Below are 19338 nucleotides of genomic sequence, written 5' to 3'. Positions count from 1 at the left end.
GCGTTAGTTGTTATGATTAAATAATCCGAGAAAAAGTTGTACTCTGAGTTGACGGACTTGGAGAGCCGGTGGAAGGCAGGCATTGCCTAGGGAGATTAAAAAACTCGTGCGTTAGTTTTGTCAAAGCCGGCCATCGTATAACAAAGAGCGGCCTGGGGCAGGACCCCCAGTACCGCGAATAGGAGAACGGTGTTCAACGCACTCGGATTGCTCTCCAGTCCTCATTTTATATCAAAGGAGGACACTTATGGAAGTGGCAGGAAACGCAGCAGGATTAGACTTGGGGAAGAAGACCTATGAGATGTGTCTTATAGGTCCCAACGGAAAGGTAACAAGAACAGGCGGAAAAACTGATTTTGAAGGCTTAGATAATCTGTGTAAAAAACTGAACAAAGATGATGTCGTTGCCATCGAAGCCTGTAATCTAGCTTTTAGAATTGAACGCATAATCAGAAACAAAGTTGGTTGCCGAGTAATAATTCTAAATCCAGGTAGACTTGCTATAATCTTTATGAGTACAAGAAAAACTGATAAAGAGGATTCTATGAAGCTGGCAAAATATTTGCGAAGCCATGATGAAAATGAGATGCCGATTGTTACACCTCCAAGTGACGAAGAATGGGCAAGAAGAAAACTCTTGAGCGAATATCGTTCTTTAAAATCACTAAGAACAAAAGAAATAAACCGTCTGCACGCAATCTTTGAGCACAACGGTTATACACAGTTTAAGCGAAAAGATATGTGTGTGCCTAAAAATAGAGATAATATTCTTCCCCTTCTCAAAGGGTATGAAAAAGAGGAAGCAGAAAGACTTGTAGAACGACTTATTCTGATAGAAAAGCAACTAGAGTTGCTGAATCAGAAAATAAATGAAGAGACAAAGTCAGATGAGAAAGTCCAGCGGCTTATGACAGTTCCTGGAGTAGGACCTATAACAGCTTTGTCTTATGTAGCTTATATTGGTGATGTAAACAGATTTGAAAATGCACATCAAGTAAGCAATTTTATAGGATTTGTTCCAAAAGTAGATCGGTCGTGTACGATAAACCGATTGGGACATATAACGAAACAGGGAAATCCGATTTTAAGATCTTTACTGGTACAAGCAGCGTGGTCAGCTACGCGGTCAAAATCAGGCGGAGCCTTAAAAGATAAATATAATTACATGGCAGTTACACGTGGTATTGGAAAAGGAAAATCTATAGTTACTGTTGCCAGAAAAATGGGGGAACTTCTTTATACACTTTTGAAAAATAATCAGGTTTATGAGCCTAGAATATCAATAACTCCTGATGCATACATTTCAAAACTTGCTGAAGAAGCTCTAATTTCGTGAAAAAGAGGGCTGGAGAATAAAAGAATCATAATTCTTTGTTGACAAAAATCATAGGAGGGCATGGAGCAGCAGGAGCAGGCGAAGCCTGCGAGTGGCCACCTAGGGAGCGGCGGCTGAAAGGCGACGCTCCTCGGGGAACGCCCAGATAAAAATCCTAAGCCTTCTTCTTCACCGGAAGACAAATCTCGCAAACGTAATCTGTAGCAGACGAATCGCCGGGAAGATAATTTTCAATATCGTAGTCCAGGATGCGTTCGTAGTCGGCAGAAGGAAGCCACTCCTTGTAAATCTTATCCCAACCTTCGCTGATAGCCTCGCCCGCAGGACCAACGCATTTGAAAACCGCCCAGGTATAAGCCGGAATGTGAATAATCTCAAAGCCCTCGGGAATCTTGCCGGCATTCACAGATCCATCTGCGGCCACCAGCCCTTCAATCTCACTCGCACGGCAGCCAATTCCATACTTAAAAACATCGCTCTTATCTGCAAGCCCGCCCGGCCCGCTACCCTGCGCACAAACTCCAAGATAACCCGGAATCTTTTTCGTGGTCTCATTAGAAAAATACTCGTCCCAAAAAACCGGGATCTCGTTGTCGCTTGTCTCAGCGTGAAAATCCTTAGCGTGGACTAACAAATCCAGCTCATCCCATTTTTCGATTTTGTACTCCATAATCGTTCCTCCATCAATCGTGATTCGGACATTGTAACGGTTCATAGATTTGAGCGGGCTACCCTTACGCACCTGCATGGGAGAAAATCCGTGGAAGCGGGAAAAAGCCTTGGTAAAGCTCTCGGGCGTTTCGTATCCATATTTCAATGCAAGGTCGATTATTTTGCTGCTGCCATCCGCAAGCTCAAGCCCAGCCAGAGTAAGGCGCCTGTTTCGAATATACTCCGCCGGCGTAATCCCAGTCATAATCGTAAAAGCATGATGAAAATGGAAAGCCGAAATGTTGACACTCCGAGCCACCTCCAGAAGCCCAATCTCCTCCGTCAGATTTTTTTCCATAAATTCAATCGCGTCATTGATAACCTTAATCCACTCCATTTTTCCGTCCTTATGATTTGAAGTATAAATCCGACCGCCAAATATTTCCTGTCATTTCTTGCGAAGTTTTGTCTTTTTTATTTTGGAGGAGGGGGAAGTCTCCCCCTGCGCTCCAGCCCGCTCCGCGGTCTTACGCTACCCCTTCTAGCGGGAGACACCCCCGCAACGCCCCCGGCTAATTCCCCGTGAGTTTTCGAATAAAACTCAATAGTGAGCGAAGCAAACGTACAACGCCCCGTTTTAATTACGCTTATCTAACTAACGTTAGTTAGTAAATTTTCTTCACTTTCAAAGAACTTAATCAACTGGTCTAATCACTTTTGTAAGTTTCCAGCTGTCCGCCCAGCAAATTATAAAAACCGAAGCGGGCATAAAAGTCCTTTAAGCTTTCATCATAAAGAACAGAAATCATATAAATACCTGCATTTTTCAAATACTCAATCATCTTATTCATAAGTTCACTACCAAGCCCCTTACCCTGAAAATCCGGATGAACCATTAAATTCTGAATATATGCATCTGTAACTCCATTTGAAACGCTGTCTACAAATCCGATAAGCTTCTGATTCTCTTCTTCATAAACAGCAATGTGATAATAAGACTTCAGTCTGGGATCCGCCATTTCCTTTTCCATTCTGTTCCAGCCAACTGACTGCCGTAAATTGCAAATCTCTTGTACATTAACTCTTTCATTATATTTGAAAATCATTTATACACCTCTGAATACTTATCTGACATGGGCTTTATATTCCTTTAATGCAAAATATTCTCTTCGATACAAACCAAAATCGGCAATGTTTGTTTTATGATAATCTTCGTAACGACCAAAAATATCCAGAGCTTCTTCCATCGTAAGCCACTTAAAAGTACAGCCGGCCTCTTTTTCTGCTTTGGTAAGATTTATGCAGCCGGTGTCTTTTATCAGTTCGCAAACAAAATAATGATTGATATGGTTCCAGTCTAAAAAGAGTTCTCCAATTTCCAGATATTCTTCTTTTGCCCGAACCTGCATTCCGGTTTCTTCCAGAAGTTCCCGCTCACAACACTGCTCATAAGTTTCGCCATCTTCAAGGCCACCACCAGGAATAATATACTTGTTATTATTTTCTTCATAACCTAAAAGAACCTTGCCCTCATGCACAACAATTCCACGGCAGGCATGTCGCAGGTGTTTTACAACCCCAAGAAAATCATCATTTTTTAATTCAAGCTTTTTCATTTTTTTTATCCTTATTTTTTATATTATCTGATTCGTTAAACCTTCCTGCAGCAAAACATTCCATATTCTTTTGGAACATTCAAAACCCCATTCACTACAAACTTCCCAAGCACCTCGCGGATTTCTTCCCTTGGCACAGAGCTCAAGCTTGTCATGCTGGAAAGCGAATAAATATATTCAATTAAATCATCAAGGTTTGTTACTGCGAGAGAATCTTCATAATCAAGCTTCTGGACTTCAGAAAAGAAAGACTCAAGAATTTCTTTTCCATTCTGCAGGGTGAAATTTTTATTAGCATTATCTTCAACGCCATAAGCATTTAGTGCCTTGCAAAGAAATTCCATAATTCCGTACTCACCGAAAGTTGCACAATAAAAGGCCCCACCCTTTTTCAAAACCCGGCGAACCTCAGACAGTCCGCGATTCATATCCGGCACATGATAGAGCATCATATTTGCAATCACGACGTCAAAAGTTTCATCATCAAAAGGAATATTCTGAGTATCAATCACGCGATATTCAAGACCCGCCCTTTCGCCAAGATTTGCTTTTGCATTTTCCAGCATGCCTTCAGAAAAATCAGAAAGAACAAGCCTGTCACAAGCCTTGATTAAATCCTCGTGACCTTTCCACATATCGCCGGTTCCGCAGCCGAGTTCAAGAACCTTCATTCCCTGCGAAATTTTATAATTCGAAAAAATCCAGTTACCGAAGCCCATTTTATTTGTGGAATATTTTTGATGAATCGAAATACGGGTATTCAGATTTCCCGCGCTGGCATACTGCTCTTTTACATCTTTCTGATTATTAATTGTGCTCATTTTTTACTCCCACATACATTGCGTGCCCGCACATTTCGATTATTGATTTATCTTCCGCAGTTGAATCAATTAAGTCCAGGATTTTTGAAAAGACATTTTTATTTTTGAATTTGAAAATCACATCTTCTTTTTCGTAACCAAAACCACGGATAGAACGCAGCAGGATTTTTTCAAAACCGTTTGCAGAAAAGAGATTTTCAATTTCTTCTGAGGCTGGATAGTAGCCTTCCTGAAAACCTTTGTCTGAAAGATTCTTAAACTTACCGGATTCAAAACATTCTTCCAGAGTATTGATATCAACCTGCTCAGGACTCCAGCAGAATCTTTGAACAAGTGCAATGCTGCCAGACAGATGTGGAATAAAACTTGCAAAAACTTTTCCACCTTTTTTAAGAACGCGACTAACTTCGCTTATACATTTTTCGCACTCGGCTTTTTCTGTAAGATGATAAAGAGGTCCAAAAAGCAAAACTACATCAAAAGACTGGTCCTTGTAACAGCTAAGGTCAGTTGCATTAACCTGATCACATGAAATCAGATTCTGAACACCATCTTCTTCCTTCTGTTTATTAGCCTGCGCTAACAAAGTTTCTGAAAGATCTGCAAGAGTCACCTTGTATCCTTTTTTAGCTAGTGGGAAAGAATAAACTCCAGCCCCGCCACCAAGGTCAAGAAGCGAAACTCCGTCCACAGAGTTAGCTCCAGCAGCCCCATTGGCCACAGCACCCTCAGGATTCTCAGTCACCTGCACCTGCGGCAGATTCTTTTCCAGAATCCTCATCGTCATTAAAAACTCAAGCTTACCGCTGTTATCATTTCTGAGTCTGTTTTTTTCATCAAAATGCCTGTAGTAGTTTTTTACTTTTTCAAAATCTGTCATTTTTTTAATTCCAACTAACCTTGCGTTCCCGTAGATTTCGTTTATTTCAATATCATACTAGCAGATTTTCTTCTGTATTTTCAACTTTCCGTTGAGTCATTTCCAAAAATAAATTGTTAGGACTTTTCCCTGACTTCTGCTAATATACAATTACCGCGCGGAATTAAAAACCGGCAACTTTCAATCCTGTCACCCTGAACTTGTTTCAGGGTCTCATAAATAAAGTTTGCCGGAACACAAGGAGACAAAACAAAATGAAAAACTCAATTGGAAGTAACATCAAATATTACAGAAAGCAGCTGGGGCTCACACAGGAAGAACTTGCGGGACAGCTCTTTGTAACTTCTCAGGCGGTGAGCAAATGGGAAAGCGACGCGGGGCTGCCGGATACTGCGCAGATTGTTCCGCTGGCGAAAGTGCTCAATATTTCAACTGATGCGCTTTTTGGTCTCGAACAGGGAAATTATGATGCAGTGACGGCCGCAAAGGTTCATGTAAAATTCCGCGAGCTGCGCAGTCAGATTGATAAGAAGAAGGGCGCTCTGGAAGCTTGCGAATATCTTCTTTCTGAATGCGAGGCAAATCCCTTGAACTTTGAAATCTACATGTACTTTGTTCAGAGTGTTGCAAACTTAAGCCGCAATATCGACCCATTCGGCGAATACAAAAAAGGCATGAATGAAACCTACGACAAATATTTTGACGAGGCTTTGAAAAAATCTGTTCAAGTTATCCGCTACTGCAAGGAAGAAGATTTTGTTGAAAAAACTCACTTCGCTCTTTCCTGGATTTACATTCACTGTAAAGAATACGAAAAGGCCCGCGAGCACATAGAAAAACTGCCAAGCATAAAATCTAACATGCTCAAGGAAAGTATTCTTGCAAAGCTGGAAGGCTTTGAAAATGGCGTTGAGGCACAGCTTAAGGCTCAGCACAATAATTCTCAGCTCATGTGTCTGCCCTTCAACAAGGAGTTTGTATATTCCGCAGAAACTTATTTCTGGAACAAGCCTGAACTGGCGGCCGGCTATTGCGAATGGGCTTTGAACATAATTTTTGCAATCTGCAAGGATCCGACTATGAAGCCATTCTGTCAGGGCTTTGTGAAGGATTTGTATGCCTTTAAGATTTGCGGTAAGTTGAAGTCTGGTCGCGCTGAAGATATCAAAGCTGCCCGCGAAGATTTTGCCGCGCTAAAAAAACTGATTTATGATTATGTTGATTTTTGCGCAGCCGAGCTTGAGCGTAAAGACCTTCTGAATGCCTATGATGAAAAAGGCATCTTGAATATGAAGCTTTACACAAAAGAAGACGGTGACCGCCGTGTAAAAGAACTTGAAGAAAAAATCAGGAACTGGTGCGGCGAAGAAGCATTGAAAAAAGTATTGTAAACTTTTTGCAGCTGGGGTTTATCTTATTCAAACCCCAGCTCCAGCTGATTATCCACCCAGGATTTTTGTTCCGCGATATGAAGCTTGTCTCCCGGCAGGCTGCCTCCAATAAGAAAGGGCGAAGTAGGGTCGTGTAATTTTTGATTTTTTGCAACCTGAGACAGATCGTTGTTTGCGTAACAGTATTTGCAAAAGTGACGGCAGGTGTCATATGCGCCAATATCTGCAGAAAGATAACAGGCACATTCTTTTCGTGAGGGTTTGTAATTGGGCACCTTGAGCTTTTTACCGATGGCTCTTTCATAATCGTGGATGGTCATGCAGCCACCACAGTCTGCCCCGTATGGTGCAAGGAAATCTCCTTCGCCGCAGGGCTTCACAGTCATACCATGGTCAGCGGCAATTTTAATAATCCCCCGCCCCAGAAAAAGTTTATCCTTATCACTAACCTCACGCACTCCCGGAAAATTGCGCTTCACCTTTTCATACAAATCAATAAAACTGATTACAACTATTTTTGTATAGCCTTCGAGCGCATTCGCCATCTTTTCAAAAGCCCGCAGATGAAAATCAACAGTGTATTTTGAATCAACAAAAATGGGATCGTAACGCCAGCCGACAGCCCCTGCCCCAACCACGCGAGACAAAAACTTGAAGCTCTCAATTACCTCAGACTTCTCCGGCACCCCGGGCTCAATATCCTTTCCATAAGGCGTAATCGTAAGGTACCAGAACTGGCCAAAATCTTTCACCAAATCTAAGTAAGGAAAAAAGGGCGCAGGATTTTTTGTACAAAAACCAATGGCGTCCACAACCTGCGGATTAATTTCGTAACGAGTAACAAGGCTCGGGTTATAAGGATTTCTTACAAGGACATATCCTTCCTTAATCCTGTTTGCAAGCCACTCGGGGAAGAAAGCTGGAATATCTGTACGCTGACCAGTATTTAGAATCATAAAATCATTTCCATGATATCATAGAAAATCCCTCTTGTCGCAACTATTTCTAACATAAAATCTTCAAAAATGTTAATAATTCTTGGTAGACTTGCCGCAGAACTCGCAATACAATTATGTTAATAATTATTGCAAAGGTGGTAAATGTATGAGAAAACACTACTTGGACAACATCCGCTGGGTAACGGTTGTAATTGTTGTAATCTATCACGTTTTTTATATGTATAACTCAGAAGGAGTGCTGGGTGGCCTGGGAAAAATCACAAATCTGAAGGTTCAGTACTACGATGCCTTTGAATATCTGGTTTATCCCTGGTTCATGACTCTGCTCTTTATCGTTTCAGGAATCAGTGCAAGACTGAGCCTTGAGCAGCATACTGATAAAGAATTCATAAAATCACGTAGCCTGAAGCTGTTGGTGCCTTCGACCATCGGACTTTTCTTTTTCCAGTTCATTCAGGGCTACGTAAGCATGTCTCTGGGAGGCGGCATTGCGGGACTTAAGGAAGCAGGTGTTCCAGGGCCAATAATTTATATGATTATGGTTGCGTCGGGAAGCGGTGTGCTATGGTACATGCATCTTTTATGGATTTACAGTCTTCTCCTTGTGATAATCAGAAAAATCGAAAAAGGAAAATTACTGCAGGCGGGAGCAAAAACTCCTCTCTGGCTGCTTCCTCTTTTCTATTTTCCAATCTGGGGAGCTGCTCAGATTTTGAATACGCCTATTGTTTCTGTTTATCGCTTTGCATTTTATTTTGTCTTTTTCCTTCTGGGCTATTATGTTTTTTCAAATGAAGAAGTGATGGAAAAAATCAAAAAGCTAGCGCTCCCTCTGATTGCCCTTGCTCTTGCCTTGTGCGTAACTTTTACGGTTTTGTATTTTGGTCAGAAATATGCTGATAAGCCGATTAACCGGGGCTTCCTTTTTTCTCTGTGTGCTTATATAGGTTCGCTTGCCATGCTGAGCGGCTTTGCCCGCTTCGCTGATTTCTCGAATGGCTTTACAGAGTGGATGAGTCATCACAGCTTTGGGCTTTATGTTTTCCACTATCTGGGGATTTCAAGTGTTGCCCTCTTCCTTGCAAAGCCAGGTCTTCTTCCTGCTCCGGTAAGTTATCTTTTGAGTCTTGTCGCAGGCTTTGTTTTCGGATACGCTTTGTATGAAGTGATTTCGAGAATTCCATTCTTCAGATGGGCAGTTCTGGGAATCAAAAAGAAATAGGAAGACCTTAATGTTCAAAGATAATCTTGTTCAAATGCGAAAAGTCTTACAGCTGACTCAGGAAGACATTGCTGAAAAGCTTGGTGTTACCCGCCAGTCTGTTGCTAAATGGGAAGCCGGCGAAAGTATTCCAGACCTGGATAAATGCAAACAGCTGGCTGATATTTTCGGGGTCTCTCTTGACGACCTGGCAAATTATGAGCCGGAAGAAAATCTTGGACTGGGCGTCCCTCCAAAGGGCAAGCATCTTTTTGGCCTTGTCACTGTTGGTGATAAAGGCCAGATTGTAATCCCCGCAAAAGCCAGAAAGATTTTTGAGATTTCCACCGGTGATCAGCTGGTGGTGCTCGGTGATGAAGGACAAGGTCTGGCCCTGGTTAAGGCCAGTAGTTTTTTATCCCTGGCGAATTTAGTCAAAAAACTTAAAAAATAAGACTGTCATTTTCTGAAGATTTTATTTCATCATTATGGCAGTAAGCATGCGCTCTGTCTTTGATTTTGTTCTTCTATATGAACAGAAGCTGTAGCCTTCGACCTGTGAATGCAGGGTGCAGACTCCGGCAGAAAAAATGTTTTCTGCAACCACCCCGCATTCAAGTAAGGTTAGCCTAACAGCCTCTTCCAGATTCAAAAGATATTTTTCCTGATTTTTTCTGATAAAGATTTTTTCCATTTCCGCTGGGGCAAAGGTCTTACTGAATTCCTCATAAAGATCTTCACCCACTTCATAGCAGTCTTTGCAGATATGCGGCCCTATCGCAACAAACATATCAGAAGGCTGGCAGCCAAAAGAACTCTTCATTTTTTGAATTGTAACTTGCGAGATTTTTTTGACTGTTCCCTTCCAGCCGCTGTGAACCATGGCTATAACTTCTTTTACCGGATCGTAAAAATACACAGGGACACAGTCCGCTTCCACCGTGCACAAAAGAAGATTTTTTTCATTTGTGATAAGGCCGTCGTAGGGTTCGCTTTCATCCAATGGACGCAGAATACCGTCGCCGCAGTTTTTGCGGGTCACGATTTTTACCACATCTGTATGAGTCTGCTTTGATTTGACCATGTCCTCTGGTCTGATGCCAAGCTGTTGGCCCAGGTCCTGATAATTATCTCGGGCATGGGCGTCTTCATAATTCCAGGCAATATCACAGGAACTTGTATAAAGAGTTTTTACACCGCCGGTTTTATCCAGCTCTGGAATGGAAAAATATCTTACAGACATCTTTTACTTTTCTTCAGAAAGCTTTGAATGCTTTTTACCTGCAACAAAAAGTCCGGCAAAAACAGCAGCACAAAGAATTGTTGCAGCAATAGCCTCAAGCACAGCATTAAATCCGCAGGCACCAACCAAAGCAAAATATCCCATTCCGCCGAGAGCAGCTTTTACATCAGCAGCCTTGAAAACATAGAGACTTCCGAGTACAAGAAGAGTATGACATATAGTTGTGATAAAGCCTGTGATTCCGGCAGCTACAGTTTTTGGCATATGAGGAATAAGATTCAATGCCTTCCAGAGTCCCCATGCAATTACAGCAATAATCATACGTGGAAGAACAGAAATCAGAGGGTTTACAAAGAAAGGATCAAGGGCACCGGTTGGACTCATAGCAGCCTGAATCAAAGAAAGAGAGCCGAATACGAGGCCAACGAAAAGTCCTTCTGGAAGACCAGCCAGCATACAAATCAAAATTACAGGAATGTGAAGAATTGTAATTGATGCAGTTGGGCCAAGTGAAATAAAACCAAGCTTTGTAATTCCAAGTACGATTACAAGCGCACTGAAGGCACCAGTAAGAGTGAGTTTTTTATTGAGTGATAAAGTTTCGTTTGTTGACATAATTAATCTCCTTTTTTTCTCTCCGTTAATTCAAATCCAGCGCAACCTTTACGCCGGAAAGTACCAGGCCCGGAATGATTTCGTCGAACAATTTATAATCTTCAAAAGTTCTTGCAAAACCGCCCGTGCCGATTACGAGAGTGTCTTCTCCATGGAAGACATTCTTTTTAAATTGATAACAGAATTCCTTCAGAGCTCCGGCAGTTCCATAGTAAAGACCCGCCTGAATTGCTTCGGTAGTTGAAAGGCCGTAAACATGTTCCGGCTTCATGATTTCAACCGAGGTCAGCTTTGCAGTTCCGCCCGCAAGAGCATCCACAGAAATCTTCATACCAGGCATAATTACACCGCCAAGAAATTCCTTATCTTTAGAAACAAGCTCCGCAGTAATCGCAGTGCCCATATCAATAATGATAAGATTTTTTCCGGCATATAAATCAACCGCACCCATGGCAGCCGCAATCAGGTCTGCACCAATTTCCTTAGGGTTCGAATAGCGCAGCTTGAGGCCGGTCTTAATTCCAGCCTGAATAAAGAGCGGCTCGCGGTCCAGATATTTTGCGCAGGCCCGGCTCAGCGAGTGATTAATCGCCGGCACAACAGAGCAGCAGCCAATCTTAGTGATTTTCTGCCAGTCAAAACCATTCTCGCGCAAAACCGAACGCAGAAAAACGCCGATCTCATCCGAGCTCGAATTGATATTTGTCGAACGGCGGAAGCGGAGCACGCATTCCTCACCATCAAAAAGCCCGCAAGCCGTAGAAGTATTTCCAACATCGATTGTTAAAATCATATGCACCTCCGAAATTTGTCCTCGTCAGGAGGGGGAAGTCTCCCCCTCGCTCCAGCCCGCTTCGCGGTCTTCCGCTACCCTCTCTGCGGGGGTAACCCCCGCAACGCCCCCAGCAGTAACTACGTCATTGCGAGGAGTCCGTAGGACGACGTGGCAATCCATATATTGAGAATTCAAAAATGTGTTGATTTAGGTTTGAAGAGTCATAGTACCTGTCCTCCTTGGATCAAGTCTTGTAGATGTGTAAGACCTCAGCGGCCCTTTTGTGTAAACCCTCACCGGGCAAAAAATAAAGCGAAGATCAATTCCTGTCAGAAATTCCCCGGTCAAACCGGGAAATGACACTGTTTAAGGTAACTGTCCTCGCTTTGTAGAATAGTGAATTATGACAAAAATGTCAAATTTGTCGGATATAATTCTAATTTTAGAGTCTTTTTTAGATAGATAATTTCAACCTTGACAAAACAACCAAATCAAATAAAATATAACTTATAGGGCTGGTCGAGAGACCCAGGTCCATCTACCGGCGAGGAAGTTCCTCGCCTTTTTTTTTAGGAAAATATTTTGAAAGAACTTAGCATTTTTATAGACGAATCTGGAGATTTTGGAGAATATAGTTTTCATTCCCCATACTACATTATCACTATGGTTTTCCATAACCAAGATGTGGATATACAGGAAAATATACTTCATCTTGAAACAGAACTGTCGTACCTTGGTCTTAAAAATCTGTGTATTCATACTGGACCAATTATCCGAAAAGAAGAAATTTATAAAGAAATGGATGTTGTTGAACGCCGTAGAATATTCAACAAAATGATGGCATTCATACGTTCAATTGATATTCAATATAAATGCTTTTACATAGAGAAAAAACACATTGAAGATTCTGTTGAAGCTACAGGAAAACTTTCAAAACAAATTTCACAATTCATTCGAGAACATTTCAACGAATTTCTTGCTTTTGATGCTGTTAAGATTTATTACGACAATGGACAAATTCAAATAAGCAGACTTCTTTCTTCTGTATTTAATGCACTTTTACAAAATCCTATTTTTCGAAAAGTAATGCCTGCTGACTATAAACTGTTTCAAGTAGCTGATTTTATCTGCACAATGGAACTAATAAAACTAAAAATTGAAAATAATATTTTTTCAAATTCTGAAATGAATTTCTTTGGTAATTTTCGAGATTTAAAACAAAACTATCTGAAAACCCTGAAAAAGAAAGAATGGAAATAACACATATAATTTTATGTTGACCGGAAAAATTAATCAGTAATAAAATACTATACTAATAAATTCTTGTTTTCAATTTTTTCATTAATAAGTGCATTTGGCAAAATGGATTGCTTCGCTACGCTCGCAATGACGTCATTGCGAGGAGCGTAGCGACGTGGCAATCCATTTATTCACCGAATGCCATCGGAATAAACTTGCCGGCCCATTCCTGCCAGAAGTTCATATCGTGGATGCCGGGGCCTTCTTCGTAGGTGTGGGCTACACCCTGATCTTGCAGGAACTTGTGGAAGGCACGGTTTGGTTCGAGGAGGAAATCTTCGATGCCGCAGGCCATCCAGATTTGCGGGAGCTTTTTGCCGGCTGCAAGCTGTTTTTTCAAAAGATATTCCGGATTGTTGTCGCTCTCTGGGAGTTTTGCCGGGTCGCCGAAGCACATGCGGTAGTAATCGTAATTTGCGATAGGATTACCTTCGCCTTCTTTCATGTGCATAACTTCATTGTGAATAAGTGCTGAAGAAAGTGCGATTACTTTACTGAACTTTTCCGGATAAGCAAAGCCTGTATGAAGGGCTCCAAAGCCGCCCATTGAAAAGCCCATGAGGTAAGTGTCTTCGGCTGTCATTGCAAGATGAAAAGTTTTGCGAACATATTCCAGAAGCTCAACACCCAGGAAGGTTGCAAACTGACGACCGGTAGCCGGCCCGTCAATCCAGAAAGAGTTCTCGCCGCTCGGAATTACAACTGCAAAATTGTACTGCTCCGCGAGATTACCCGGAACCCAGTTGAAGGCGGCTCCGCTGTAGCCGTGAAGCAAAAATAAAGTCTTCATTGGTTTACCGTCGCGCTTGAGGTCATTGCGAGGGTAATCTCGACGAATGTCGTTTGGAATCTGCATTAAAAATGAAACGTCGCGTTTGAGGACGTCGGAATAAAATCTTATTGTTAAGTCTGCCATATATTTATTATAGCACATCTACGCCGAGGCCAAATAGGGCAAAGTCCCCACGGCAAGGGTCGCCCGGAAAAACTTCTGCGAGAGCGGCTGTGAGACACTCTGCGGTCTTGCGCGAAGCTGCGGCTCCTTCTGCTATGAGCCCCAGCTTAGCCGCCTCCTGCATTACGTGAACATCAAGTGGTATAAGAAGAGAGGCCGGATCTGCCCAGTCCCAGATCCCCAGGTCTACAGGTGAACCCCGCCTTACCATCCAGCGCAGGAACATGTGGATACGTTTGTTTGCCGAGCTGCGTCCCTTTGGAACAATAGCAGACTTTGGGAAAGATGAAGAAACAATTTCATGCAGGAGGGGAATGCCTTCCCCTCGCTCCAGCCCGCTTCGCGGTCTTTCGCTACCCCTTCTAACGGGGGACACCCCCGTAGCGCCCCCGTCGTACATTTTTGCTTTTACGAATTCTCCAAGACTTCCAGCTTCCTTCAGAATATCCCTCAACTCCTCAAAGAATACCTGCATATCATCATAAGAATAAAATCTGTAAAACTTGGCTGCCCCACGTGGAAAATCTGAAGTGTATTTTCCCTGCTTCAGCCACTCTGTAATACTTCCTAACGAACGGTCGGAAGTTTCCAGAATCTCTCGTATCTTAGAAATAAACTGTTTCCTGCTTCCAAAAGCCAGCATTGCTGCAATAAAAGAAGCCGCCTCTACATCTGCCACAGTGCCACGTCCTTCCTCAGGCCGGTACCAGCGTAAAAACTGAGAAGGATCCTCTTTTGTAAAAGAAGCCACCTCGTAACGGTCTGCGAGTTCACGAAGCTTTACTTTGAGTTCATCGGAAATGTTAATTTTTGAATCTGTCATCGAATCTATAATATCACGATTCGTGTTTCTTGCTCCACTCGGTTGGTGACATTCCTGTTTCTTCGCGGAATATTTTCATAAAGTATTTTACATCAGAAAATCCGCAGCGCTCAGCAACTTCGTAAACTTTGTAAGTTCCTTTTTCCAGAAGCTTTTTTGCTTCATCAATTCTAAGACGCTTAAGGTATTCATTAAAGTTTACACCGGTATGTTCTTTAAATTTTTCAGAAAACCATGTGTAGTTTACCGATACCTGATTTGCTACCATTGCCATGTTTATATTTTTCTTAAAGTGAGTTTTTATAAAGGCAAGTGCTTCAGTTATATAAGGAGACTCTTTTGTATTCTGCTTGAGCAGGGCCGAAAGATATACTGCATAATCCATAACACTGCTCTGCCATTCTTCAAGAGTGGCATACTCAAAAATGTTTTCAATCATAATGCTCTTAATATGAAGATACATATCTGAATCTGTATAGCCCGGATATCTTGAAAACATATTTGAAGTAATTTTTCTGTAAAGATAATATAGTGTTTCAGAATTCAATTTTGCATTCTCTGTAAAACAATTTATAAACTGGGCCACATCTGCCTGTGTTTCTTCTGGAGATGCAATATCGCAATGACCTATCATCTTTTCATAAATTTCATCAAGCGTTGTAAAATCACTTATGTGCCTGTCATTTTCCCAGAAATACAATCCACCACGTCTTTTGTCTTTTAATATTTCTCCATTCTCAGCATTGAAGAATCCCTGCATGGCAGCAGTCATTGCCTGACGTTTCATTGTTCTAAGCATTGAGTAATCATCTGCAGGGCCTGAAATTCCTACGATATAAGTATCCAGATAGCTTTCTTCATACTTTACTTCCTGTCCATCAAAAGGATAAACAATAAGCACAGAGTTTTTTGTCTGTTCTATCACATAATAACGTCGGCCCTGCATTACCGCTTCAAGTGCCTGAATAGAATTTTTCCCATAAATGACAATACAGCGAAGCCCGTTTTTAATTGTAATTTCTGGTAAACCAGAAACTCCATCAAGTCTTCCTTTTTCAATTATCTGCCGGAACTTTTCCTCATTTCTTTCTTTTTCTTCTTTTAAGGAATCCATGATTGCAGAGTTTACGGCAGTTATCAGTTCTTTTTTATCAACCGGCTTTAAAATATAAGAGAGAGCTCCGCTCTGGATTGCAGCCTTTGCATAAGAAAAATCATCATAACCACTAAGTACAATTATTGCAGGACGACGAACTTCTTCCAGTTGAGAAATATTTTTCATAAGCTCAACGCCGTCCATCACAGGCATACGAATATCAGTAATTAAAATTTCCGGCTGCTTTTCCTGGCAAAGTTCCAGCGCCTCCTGTCCGTTTTTTGCTTCAATAATTTCGAGCGGGATATCTATAGAATCTAAAAGGATTTTTTTGAGTCCCGCACGAATGAGTTTTTCGTCATCTGCTAATACTACCGTAATCATTGTGCATCGCCTCCTTTCTCGCTTTGAATAAACTGGCGGGGAACCGGAATTTTTATAAGTGTTCCCTCGCCCTCTTTTGACTCAATCACAAGTCTATATTCTTTTCCGCAGAAAACAGTTAGTCTCTGCTGTATATTTTTTAATCCAATACTGCCTGTTGAATCTCTTTCATAAGTATCATCTGCAAGATAGTCCATAAGCTCTTTTTGTTTTTCTTCTGAAATACCTTTTCCATAATCTCGTACACAAAGCCATATGCGGTCCGACTCCGGGCCTTCACATTCAGTATAAACTTTTATGACTGCATCTTTTCCAAGCGGCTCTATTGCATAGAAGAAGGCATTTTCAACCAGTGGCTGCAGACTCATTTTTGGAATTACAATTTTTTTACATTCATCGCTAATCTCTGTCTTAAGCGAGATTACATAATCATTTCTGATATTCAGGAGATAAATATATGAACGGATGTAATCTACTTCTTCTTCCAGCGTAACTGTATGAACTCGCCAGCGCAGGCAGTAATGCATAAGTTTTCCTAGAACGTTAATGCTTTCTTCAACATCAGTTTCGCCGGCAATTACGGCCTGCATTTTGATTGTCTCGAGGGCATTGTAAAGGAAGTGAGCATTTATCTGATTCTGCATTGCCTTCATTTCTGTGTCGGCAATCAGCTGCTGTTCTTTCCTGATTTCTTCTATCTGACTTCGAAGCTGTTCCGTCATTTTATTAAAGGTCTGCTGTGCTTCTGTTACTTCATCGTAGCCGGTAACTTCTACAAGTGCCTCGAGATTTCCCTTCTGTACCTGTTTCATTCCGCGTATCAATTTATAAACTCTGGCCATGAGACGGCTTGTAAGATAGCGGACTAAAAAGTACAAAAGAAAAATAGTAATAAAAAGTCCAATTAAAATTCCTGACTGAATTAAAAAGAGACTTTTCTGAATCTGTTCTGAAGAACAGGTATGTAGTAAAATGATATTCAAATCTGGAACTCTAACCCAGCTTGAATAACGAACTTCGCTGTTATTTTTAAGAATTACTTTTCCACCCGGTAAAAGTTCTCCCTGTTTTCTACGGAATACTTCTGCAGAAAACTCTTCAAATAACTTTTCGCTTAATGGCTCATTTGCTCTTTCTATAATTTCATTGGTGATAGGAATGAGTTCCATTTGATTTGTTTTTTCATTTAGAACTTCACGATATGCATAATCATTATTGTACTCATTTATATTTTTAAAAAGGAATGGAAAAAAATCGCTGGTCTTCATTGCGATCTGAATATAACCAATTTCCCTGTGATTTTTTTCCAGTCTTCTTGTTGTACAAACTGATTCATATTTTAATGAACCAAGATTTCCCAGATAATCTGCAGTGTAGTTAAACTCCCAGCGGTTTAATGCCTTAAGATTTGTTCGGGAAGAATTCATAAAAATCGGCCAGCGTTCCGGAACATTTGGATTATCTGCAAAAACTCTGAGTCCATAAATATTTGGAACTGTTTCGATTGTACGTTCCAGCATTGTTGTTTCTGAAATCATTGTTTCAATAATTTCATCTTCGTTGCTGCGTTCTGGAATTGTAAAGAAAAGTGTAAGTTGTCCGTTACTGTTAACTAACAACTCAAAGCGGGTACAGGTTTCCTGATTTTTTTTTACGATTTCTAAATTTTCCTGAAGCAGACCTTCGCTGTTTGCTTCAAGTTCTTCTACACGGGATGAACGGATTAATCCCATTGCAGTTATTACTAAAATAAAAAGGGGAATTACGACAATACAGGTATAAGCAAAAACTAATTTCTGTGAAAAGTTCATGGCTCTCATTTTATATGATAAACCTCGTATTGTCGAATTTCCCCAGATTGTACGCCCTCGAGCCGTAATCGGGGGCGTTGCGCAACATCATCAACTTAAGACTAAAAAGACGGTTTTAGATTACAGCCGAATTTATTAGCTTTATTAAACTGTCTTTTTTTAGACTTTGATTTCCGGACAGGCAGAGTGTACTTTGAAATCTCTGCCTGAATTCTTTTCAGTTTACGTACCCTGATCCTGTCATTTTCCTCAAGAGCCATATCAAGAAGTTCATCTTTGAATATACCTATAGCAACATTCTGATTGATTCTCTGAGGATACATATATTTATCAGGTTTCTTCTGAAGTTTTTCTTCTGCAGTATGTCTCACATCTTCCATCATGTTATATACATAAACCTGCGCAAGAAAATCCTGCTCTACATAAATACTTGCATTTCCTGTTACGCTTTCGAATCTCATCTTATTTTTTATTGTGTTATAAGCATCTTCTATTTTCCATCTCAGAAAATATGCACTTATAATTTCTTCGCTTTTTATATCATCAGGAAGACTCGTCAAAATTGCAAATTCATCTCCTGCTGGAGTTTTGTCACGGATTAGTCTTGTGGCTGTGAATTCATTGTCTTTAATTTTTTCATACAGATCTTCATTCTTAGCTTTCAATTTCATCAGCTTTGTTTTTGTATTCAATATTTTTACAACAGAGTCATTGCTTTCTGTCTGCTGTCTCTCATTTTTACAGAAGGTTGAAGAAATTCTCACTATATAAGCTATTTTCTGTTCATCAAGATAATTTAAAAGTTCTAATGAAGGATAACCTCTGTCAAAAATTATGATAATCTTTTGTTTTAGTCCTATTCTCTCTATCGCATTGATGTTTTCTTTTGCAGCTTCAAGTTCATTCACATTTACATTGCATATCTGAAGATCTATGAAAAAATCATTGAGGACATCAAAAAGGCCGCTTATTAAAGCCCGGGCAGGTCCTTCGCAATATATATTCCCCTGAGTTCCATATGTTTTTCTATTTTCTTCAGAGTTTGGAATTTCTGCTTTACTGCCGTCTATCGCAAGTACAAGATAACCATTCCATAGCTTTACTTCATCCTCTGATTCATAAAAGGATTTTATATATTCGTCATTGGCATATCTGAATACTTCTGGATTTAGGTTTTGTCTCGCCTTGAGCCAGGCTTGTTTTGATATTTCGTCTTTTCCGCTTTTCTTGGAATAATTTCTAATTTCCATTGCTGCCGTAAGTCCTTTGCGTGCTATGATGCTTGTCATTATATCATAGACGCTCATTTTTCGTACCCTCACGAAAACATTTTTACGGCTTCCTCTGGCTATTTCTCTAATCTTTTTAGATTTCCATAAAGAGACAGTTCTGTTAAATCTTGTTATACTTTTTCCACCCATACAGAAATTCTAATAGATTTTAGAATTTTTAAATAGTAGGTTCCTTAAGTTGATGATGTTG

19 protein-coding genes are annotated in these 19338 nt (G+C 40.8%); 5 read left to right on the top strand and 14 right to left on the bottom strand.

Translation table 11 applies throughout. The annotated features are described in order from the left end of the window. Positions 1-247 precede the first annotated feature (247 nt). On the top strand, positions 248-1336 hold the full coding sequence (locus G626_RS0114675) for an IS110 family RNA-guided transposase (protein WP_022932464.1): 1089 nt from the start codon (positions 248-250) through the stop codon (positions 1334-1336). 154 nt (positions 1337-1490) lie between these two features. Here the strand turns inward: G626_RS0114675 and G626_RS0114670 are convergent, their stop codons facing one another. The 5 genes from G626_RS0114670 to G626_RS0114650 form a co-directional block, all read right to left on the bottom strand. Continuing rightward, entirely contained in the window at positions 1491-2384 is an 894-nt protein-coding gene (locus G626_RS0114670) for an AraC family transcriptional regulator (protein ID WP_022933540.1), read from the bottom strand. 310 nt (positions 2385-2694) lie between these two features. Further along, a complete protein-coding gene (locus tag G626_RS17800) occupies positions 2695-3093 on the bottom strand; it encodes a GNAT family N-acetyltransferase (protein ID WP_022933539.1) in 399 nt (132 codons plus the stop codon). 18 nt (positions 3094-3111) lie between these two features. Further along, positions 3112-3603 carry an NUDIX hydrolase gene (locus G626_RS0114660; RefSeq protein WP_022933538.1) on the bottom strand — a complete coding sequence of 164 codons (492 nt, stop codon included), beginning with the start codon at positions 3601-3603 and terminating at the stop codon, positions 3112-3114. 35 nt (positions 3604-3638) lie between these two features. Then, the gene (locus G626_RS0114655) at positions 3639-4424 is read right to left on the bottom strand and encodes a class I SAM-dependent methyltransferase (RefSeq protein ID WP_022933537.1); all 786 of its coding nucleotides are present in this window, start codon (positions 4422-4424) and stop codon (positions 3639-3641) included. Further along, positions 4411-5304, bottom strand: coding sequence for a class I SAM-dependent methyltransferase (locus G626_RS0114650; RefSeq protein ID WP_022933536.1), 894 nt, complete (start codon positions 5302-5304; stop codon positions 4411-4413). The genes G626_RS0114655 and G626_RS0114650 overlap by 14 nt, the downstream gene beginning before the upstream one ends. A gap of 254 nt (positions 5305-5558) precedes the next feature. Between G626_RS0114650 and G626_RS17795 the strand changes: the two genes are divergently transcribed. After that, positions 5559-6695 carry a helix-turn-helix domain-containing protein gene (locus G626_RS17795; protein WP_022933535.1) on the top strand — a complete coding sequence of 379 codons (1137 nt, stop codon included), beginning with the start codon at positions 5559-5561 and terminating at the stop codon, positions 6693-6695. Positions 6696-6718: 23 nt separating this feature from the next. Here G626_RS17795 and G626_RS0114640 read toward each other — a convergent pair whose 3' ends face one another. Continuing rightward, positions 6719-7651, bottom strand: coding sequence for a DUF1848 domain-containing protein (locus G626_RS0114640; RefSeq protein WP_022933534.1), 933 nt, complete (start codon positions 7649-7651; stop codon positions 6719-6721). A 148-nt stretch (positions 7652-7799) separates the two neighbouring features. Here G626_RS0114640 and G626_RS0114635 point away from each other — a divergent pair, with 148 nt between their 5' ends. Both G626_RS0114635 and G626_RS0114630 read left to right on the top strand, forming a co-directional pair. Further along, entirely contained in the window at positions 7800-8876 is a 1077-nt protein-coding gene (locus G626_RS0114635; RefSeq protein WP_022933533.1) for an acyltransferase family protein, read from the top strand. Between the two features lie 10 nt (positions 8877-8886). Continuing rightward, the gene (locus G626_RS0114630) at positions 8887-9309 is read left to right on the top strand and encodes a helix-turn-helix domain-containing protein (protein ID WP_022933532.1); all 423 of its coding nucleotides are present in this window, start codon (positions 8887-8889) and stop codon (positions 9307-9309) included. Between the two features lie 21 nt (positions 9310-9330). Here G626_RS0114630 and pgeF read toward each other — a convergent pair whose 3' ends face one another. Genes pgeF through G626_RS0114615 form a run of 3 tightly spaced genes read right to left on the bottom strand, consistent with a single transcriptional unit; the run spans position 9331 to position 11506 of the window. Further along, entirely contained in the window at positions 9331-10098 is a 768-nt protein-coding gene (pgeF, locus tag G626_RS16985; RefSeq protein WP_022933531.1) for a peptidoglycan editing factor PgeF, read from the bottom strand. A 3-nt stretch (positions 10099-10101) separates the two neighbouring features. Continuing rightward, a complete protein-coding gene (locus G626_RS16980; protein ID WP_022933530.1) occupies positions 10102-10713 on the bottom strand; it encodes an ECF transporter S component in 612 nt (203 codons plus the stop codon). A gap of 25 nt (positions 10714-10738) precedes the next feature. Continuing rightward, positions 10739-11506 carry a type III pantothenate kinase gene (locus G626_RS0114615; RefSeq protein ID WP_022933529.1) on the bottom strand — a complete coding sequence of 256 codons (768 nt, stop codon included), beginning with the start codon at positions 11504-11506 and terminating at the stop codon, positions 10739-10741. Positions 11507-12070: 564 nt separating this feature from the next. Here G626_RS0114615 and G626_RS0114605 point away from each other — a divergent pair. Next, complete coding sequence (locus tag G626_RS0114605; protein WP_156003383.1) at positions 12071-12748, top strand: DUF3800 domain-containing protein; 678 nt, start codon at positions 12071-12073, stop codon at positions 12746-12748. 166 nt (positions 12749-12914) lie between these two features. Here G626_RS0114605 and G626_RS0114600 read toward each other — a convergent pair whose 3' ends face one another. The 5 genes from G626_RS0114600 to G626_RS17790 all read right to left on the bottom strand — a co-directional run bounded on the left by G626_RS0114600 (position 12915) and on the right by G626_RS17790 (position 19277). Beyond that, positions 12915-13703 (bottom strand): alpha/beta hydrolase, encoded by a 789-nt coding sequence (locus tag G626_RS0114600; protein ID WP_033421929.1) that lies wholly within the window; start codon positions 13701-13703, stop codon positions 12915-12917. A 7-nt stretch (positions 13704-13710) separates the two neighbouring features. After that, entirely contained in the window at positions 13711-14565 is an 855-nt protein-coding gene (locus G626_RS0114595; protein WP_022933525.1) for a TIGR02757 family protein, read from the bottom strand. A gap of 13 nt (positions 14566-14578) precedes the next feature. Then, positions 14579-16045 (bottom strand): response regulator transcription factor, encoded by a 1467-nt coding sequence (locus tag G626_RS0114590; protein WP_022933524.1) that lies wholly within the window; start codon positions 16043-16045, stop codon positions 14579-14581. Continuing rightward, positions 16042-17856 carry a sensor histidine kinase gene (locus G626_RS0114585; RefSeq protein WP_022933523.1) on the bottom strand — a complete coding sequence of 605 codons (1815 nt, stop codon included), beginning with the start codon at positions 17854-17856 and terminating at the stop codon, positions 16042-16044. Before G626_RS0114585 ends, G626_RS0114590 begins: the two co-directional genes overlap by 4 nt. Before the next feature lie 101 nt (positions 17857-17957). Next, entirely contained in the window at positions 17958-19277 is a 1320-nt protein-coding gene (locus tag G626_RS17790) for an IS4 family transposase (RefSeq protein WP_081647530.1), read from the bottom strand. Between the last annotated feature and the right edge of the window lie 61 nt (positions 19278-19338).

The organism is Treponema bryantii NK4A124 (assembly GCF_000421345.1).
Classification (GTDB): Bacteria; Spirochaetota; Spirochaetia; order Treponematales; family Treponemataceae; genus Treponema_D; species Treponema_D bryantii_B.
Note: the sequence above shows the minus strand (reverse complement) of the source record. Positions and strands in the feature narration are given on the sequence as shown.

What these genes read in the sequence shown, in the direction of transcription:
- G626_RS0114675 (WP_022932464.1), top strand. Translation starts at nt 248, where the DNA reads ATGGAAGTGGCAGGAAACGCAGCAGGATTAGACTTGGGGAAGAAGACC.
- G626_RS0114670 (WP_022933540.1), bottom strand. Translation starts at nt 2,384, where the DNA reads ATGGAGTGGATTAAGGTTATCAATGACGCGATTGAATTTATGGAAAAA.
- G626_RS17800 (WP_022933539.1), bottom strand. Translation starts at nt 3,093, where the DNA reads ATGATTTTCAAATATAATGAAAGAGTTAATGTACAAGAGATTTGCAAT.
- G626_RS0114660 (WP_022933538.1), bottom strand. Translation starts at nt 3,603, where the DNA reads ATGAAAAAGCTTGAATTAAAAAATGATGATTTTCTTGGGGTTGTAAAA.
- G626_RS0114655 (WP_022933537.1), bottom strand. Translation starts at nt 4,424, where the DNA reads ATGAGCACAATTAATAATCAGAAAGATGTAAAAGAGCAGTATGCCAGC.
- G626_RS0114650 (WP_022933536.1), bottom strand. Translation starts at nt 5,304, where the DNA reads ATGACAGATTTTGAAAAAGTAAAAAACTACTACAGGCATTTTGATGAA.
- G626_RS17795 (WP_022933535.1), top strand. Translation starts at nt 5,559, where the DNA reads ATGAAAAACTCAATTGGAAGTAACATCAAATATTACAGAAAGCAGCTG.
- G626_RS0114640 (WP_022933534.1), bottom strand. Translation starts at nt 7,651, where the DNA reads ATGATTCTAAATACTGGTCAGCGTACAGATATTCCAGCTTTCTTCCCC.
- G626_RS0114635 (WP_022933533.1), top strand. Translation starts at nt 7,800, where the DNA reads ATGAGAAAACACTACTTGGACAACATCCGCTGGGTAACGGTTGTAATT.
- G626_RS0114630 (WP_022933532.1), top strand. Translation starts at nt 8,887, where the DNA reads ATGTTCAAAGATAATCTTGTTCAAATGCGAAAAGTCTTACAGCTGACT.
- pgeF (WP_022933531.1), bottom strand. Translation starts at nt 10,098, where the DNA reads ATGTCTGTAAGATATTTTTCCATTCCAGAGCTGGATAAAACCGGCGGT.
- G626_RS16980 (WP_022933530.1), bottom strand. Translation starts at nt 10,713, where the DNA reads ATGTCAACAAACGAAACTTTATCACTCAATAAAAAACTCACTCTTACT.
- G626_RS0114615 (WP_022933529.1), bottom strand. Translation starts at nt 11,506, where the DNA reads ATGATTTTAACAATCGATGTTGGAAATACTTCTACGGCTTGCGGGCTT.
- G626_RS0114600 (WP_033421929.1), bottom strand. Translation starts at nt 13,703, where the DNA reads ATGGCAGACTTAACAATAAGATTTTATTCCGACGTCCTCAAACGCGAC.
- G626_RS0114595 (WP_022933525.1), bottom strand. Translation starts at nt 14,565, where the DNA reads ATGACAGATTCAAAAATTAACATTTCCGATGAACTCAAAGTAAAGCTT.
- G626_RS0114590 (WP_022933524.1), bottom strand. Translation starts at nt 16,045, where the DNA reads ATGATTACGGTAGTATTAGCAGATGACGAAAAACTCATTCGTGCGGGA.
- G626_RS0114585 (WP_022933523.1), bottom strand. Translation starts at nt 17,856, where the DNA reads ATGAACTTTTCACAGAAATTAGTTTTTGCTTATACCTGTATTGTCGTA.
- G626_RS17790 (WP_081647530.1), bottom strand. Translation starts at nt 19,277, where the DNA reads ATGGGTGGAAAAAGTATAACAAGATTTAACAGAACTGTCTCTTTATGG.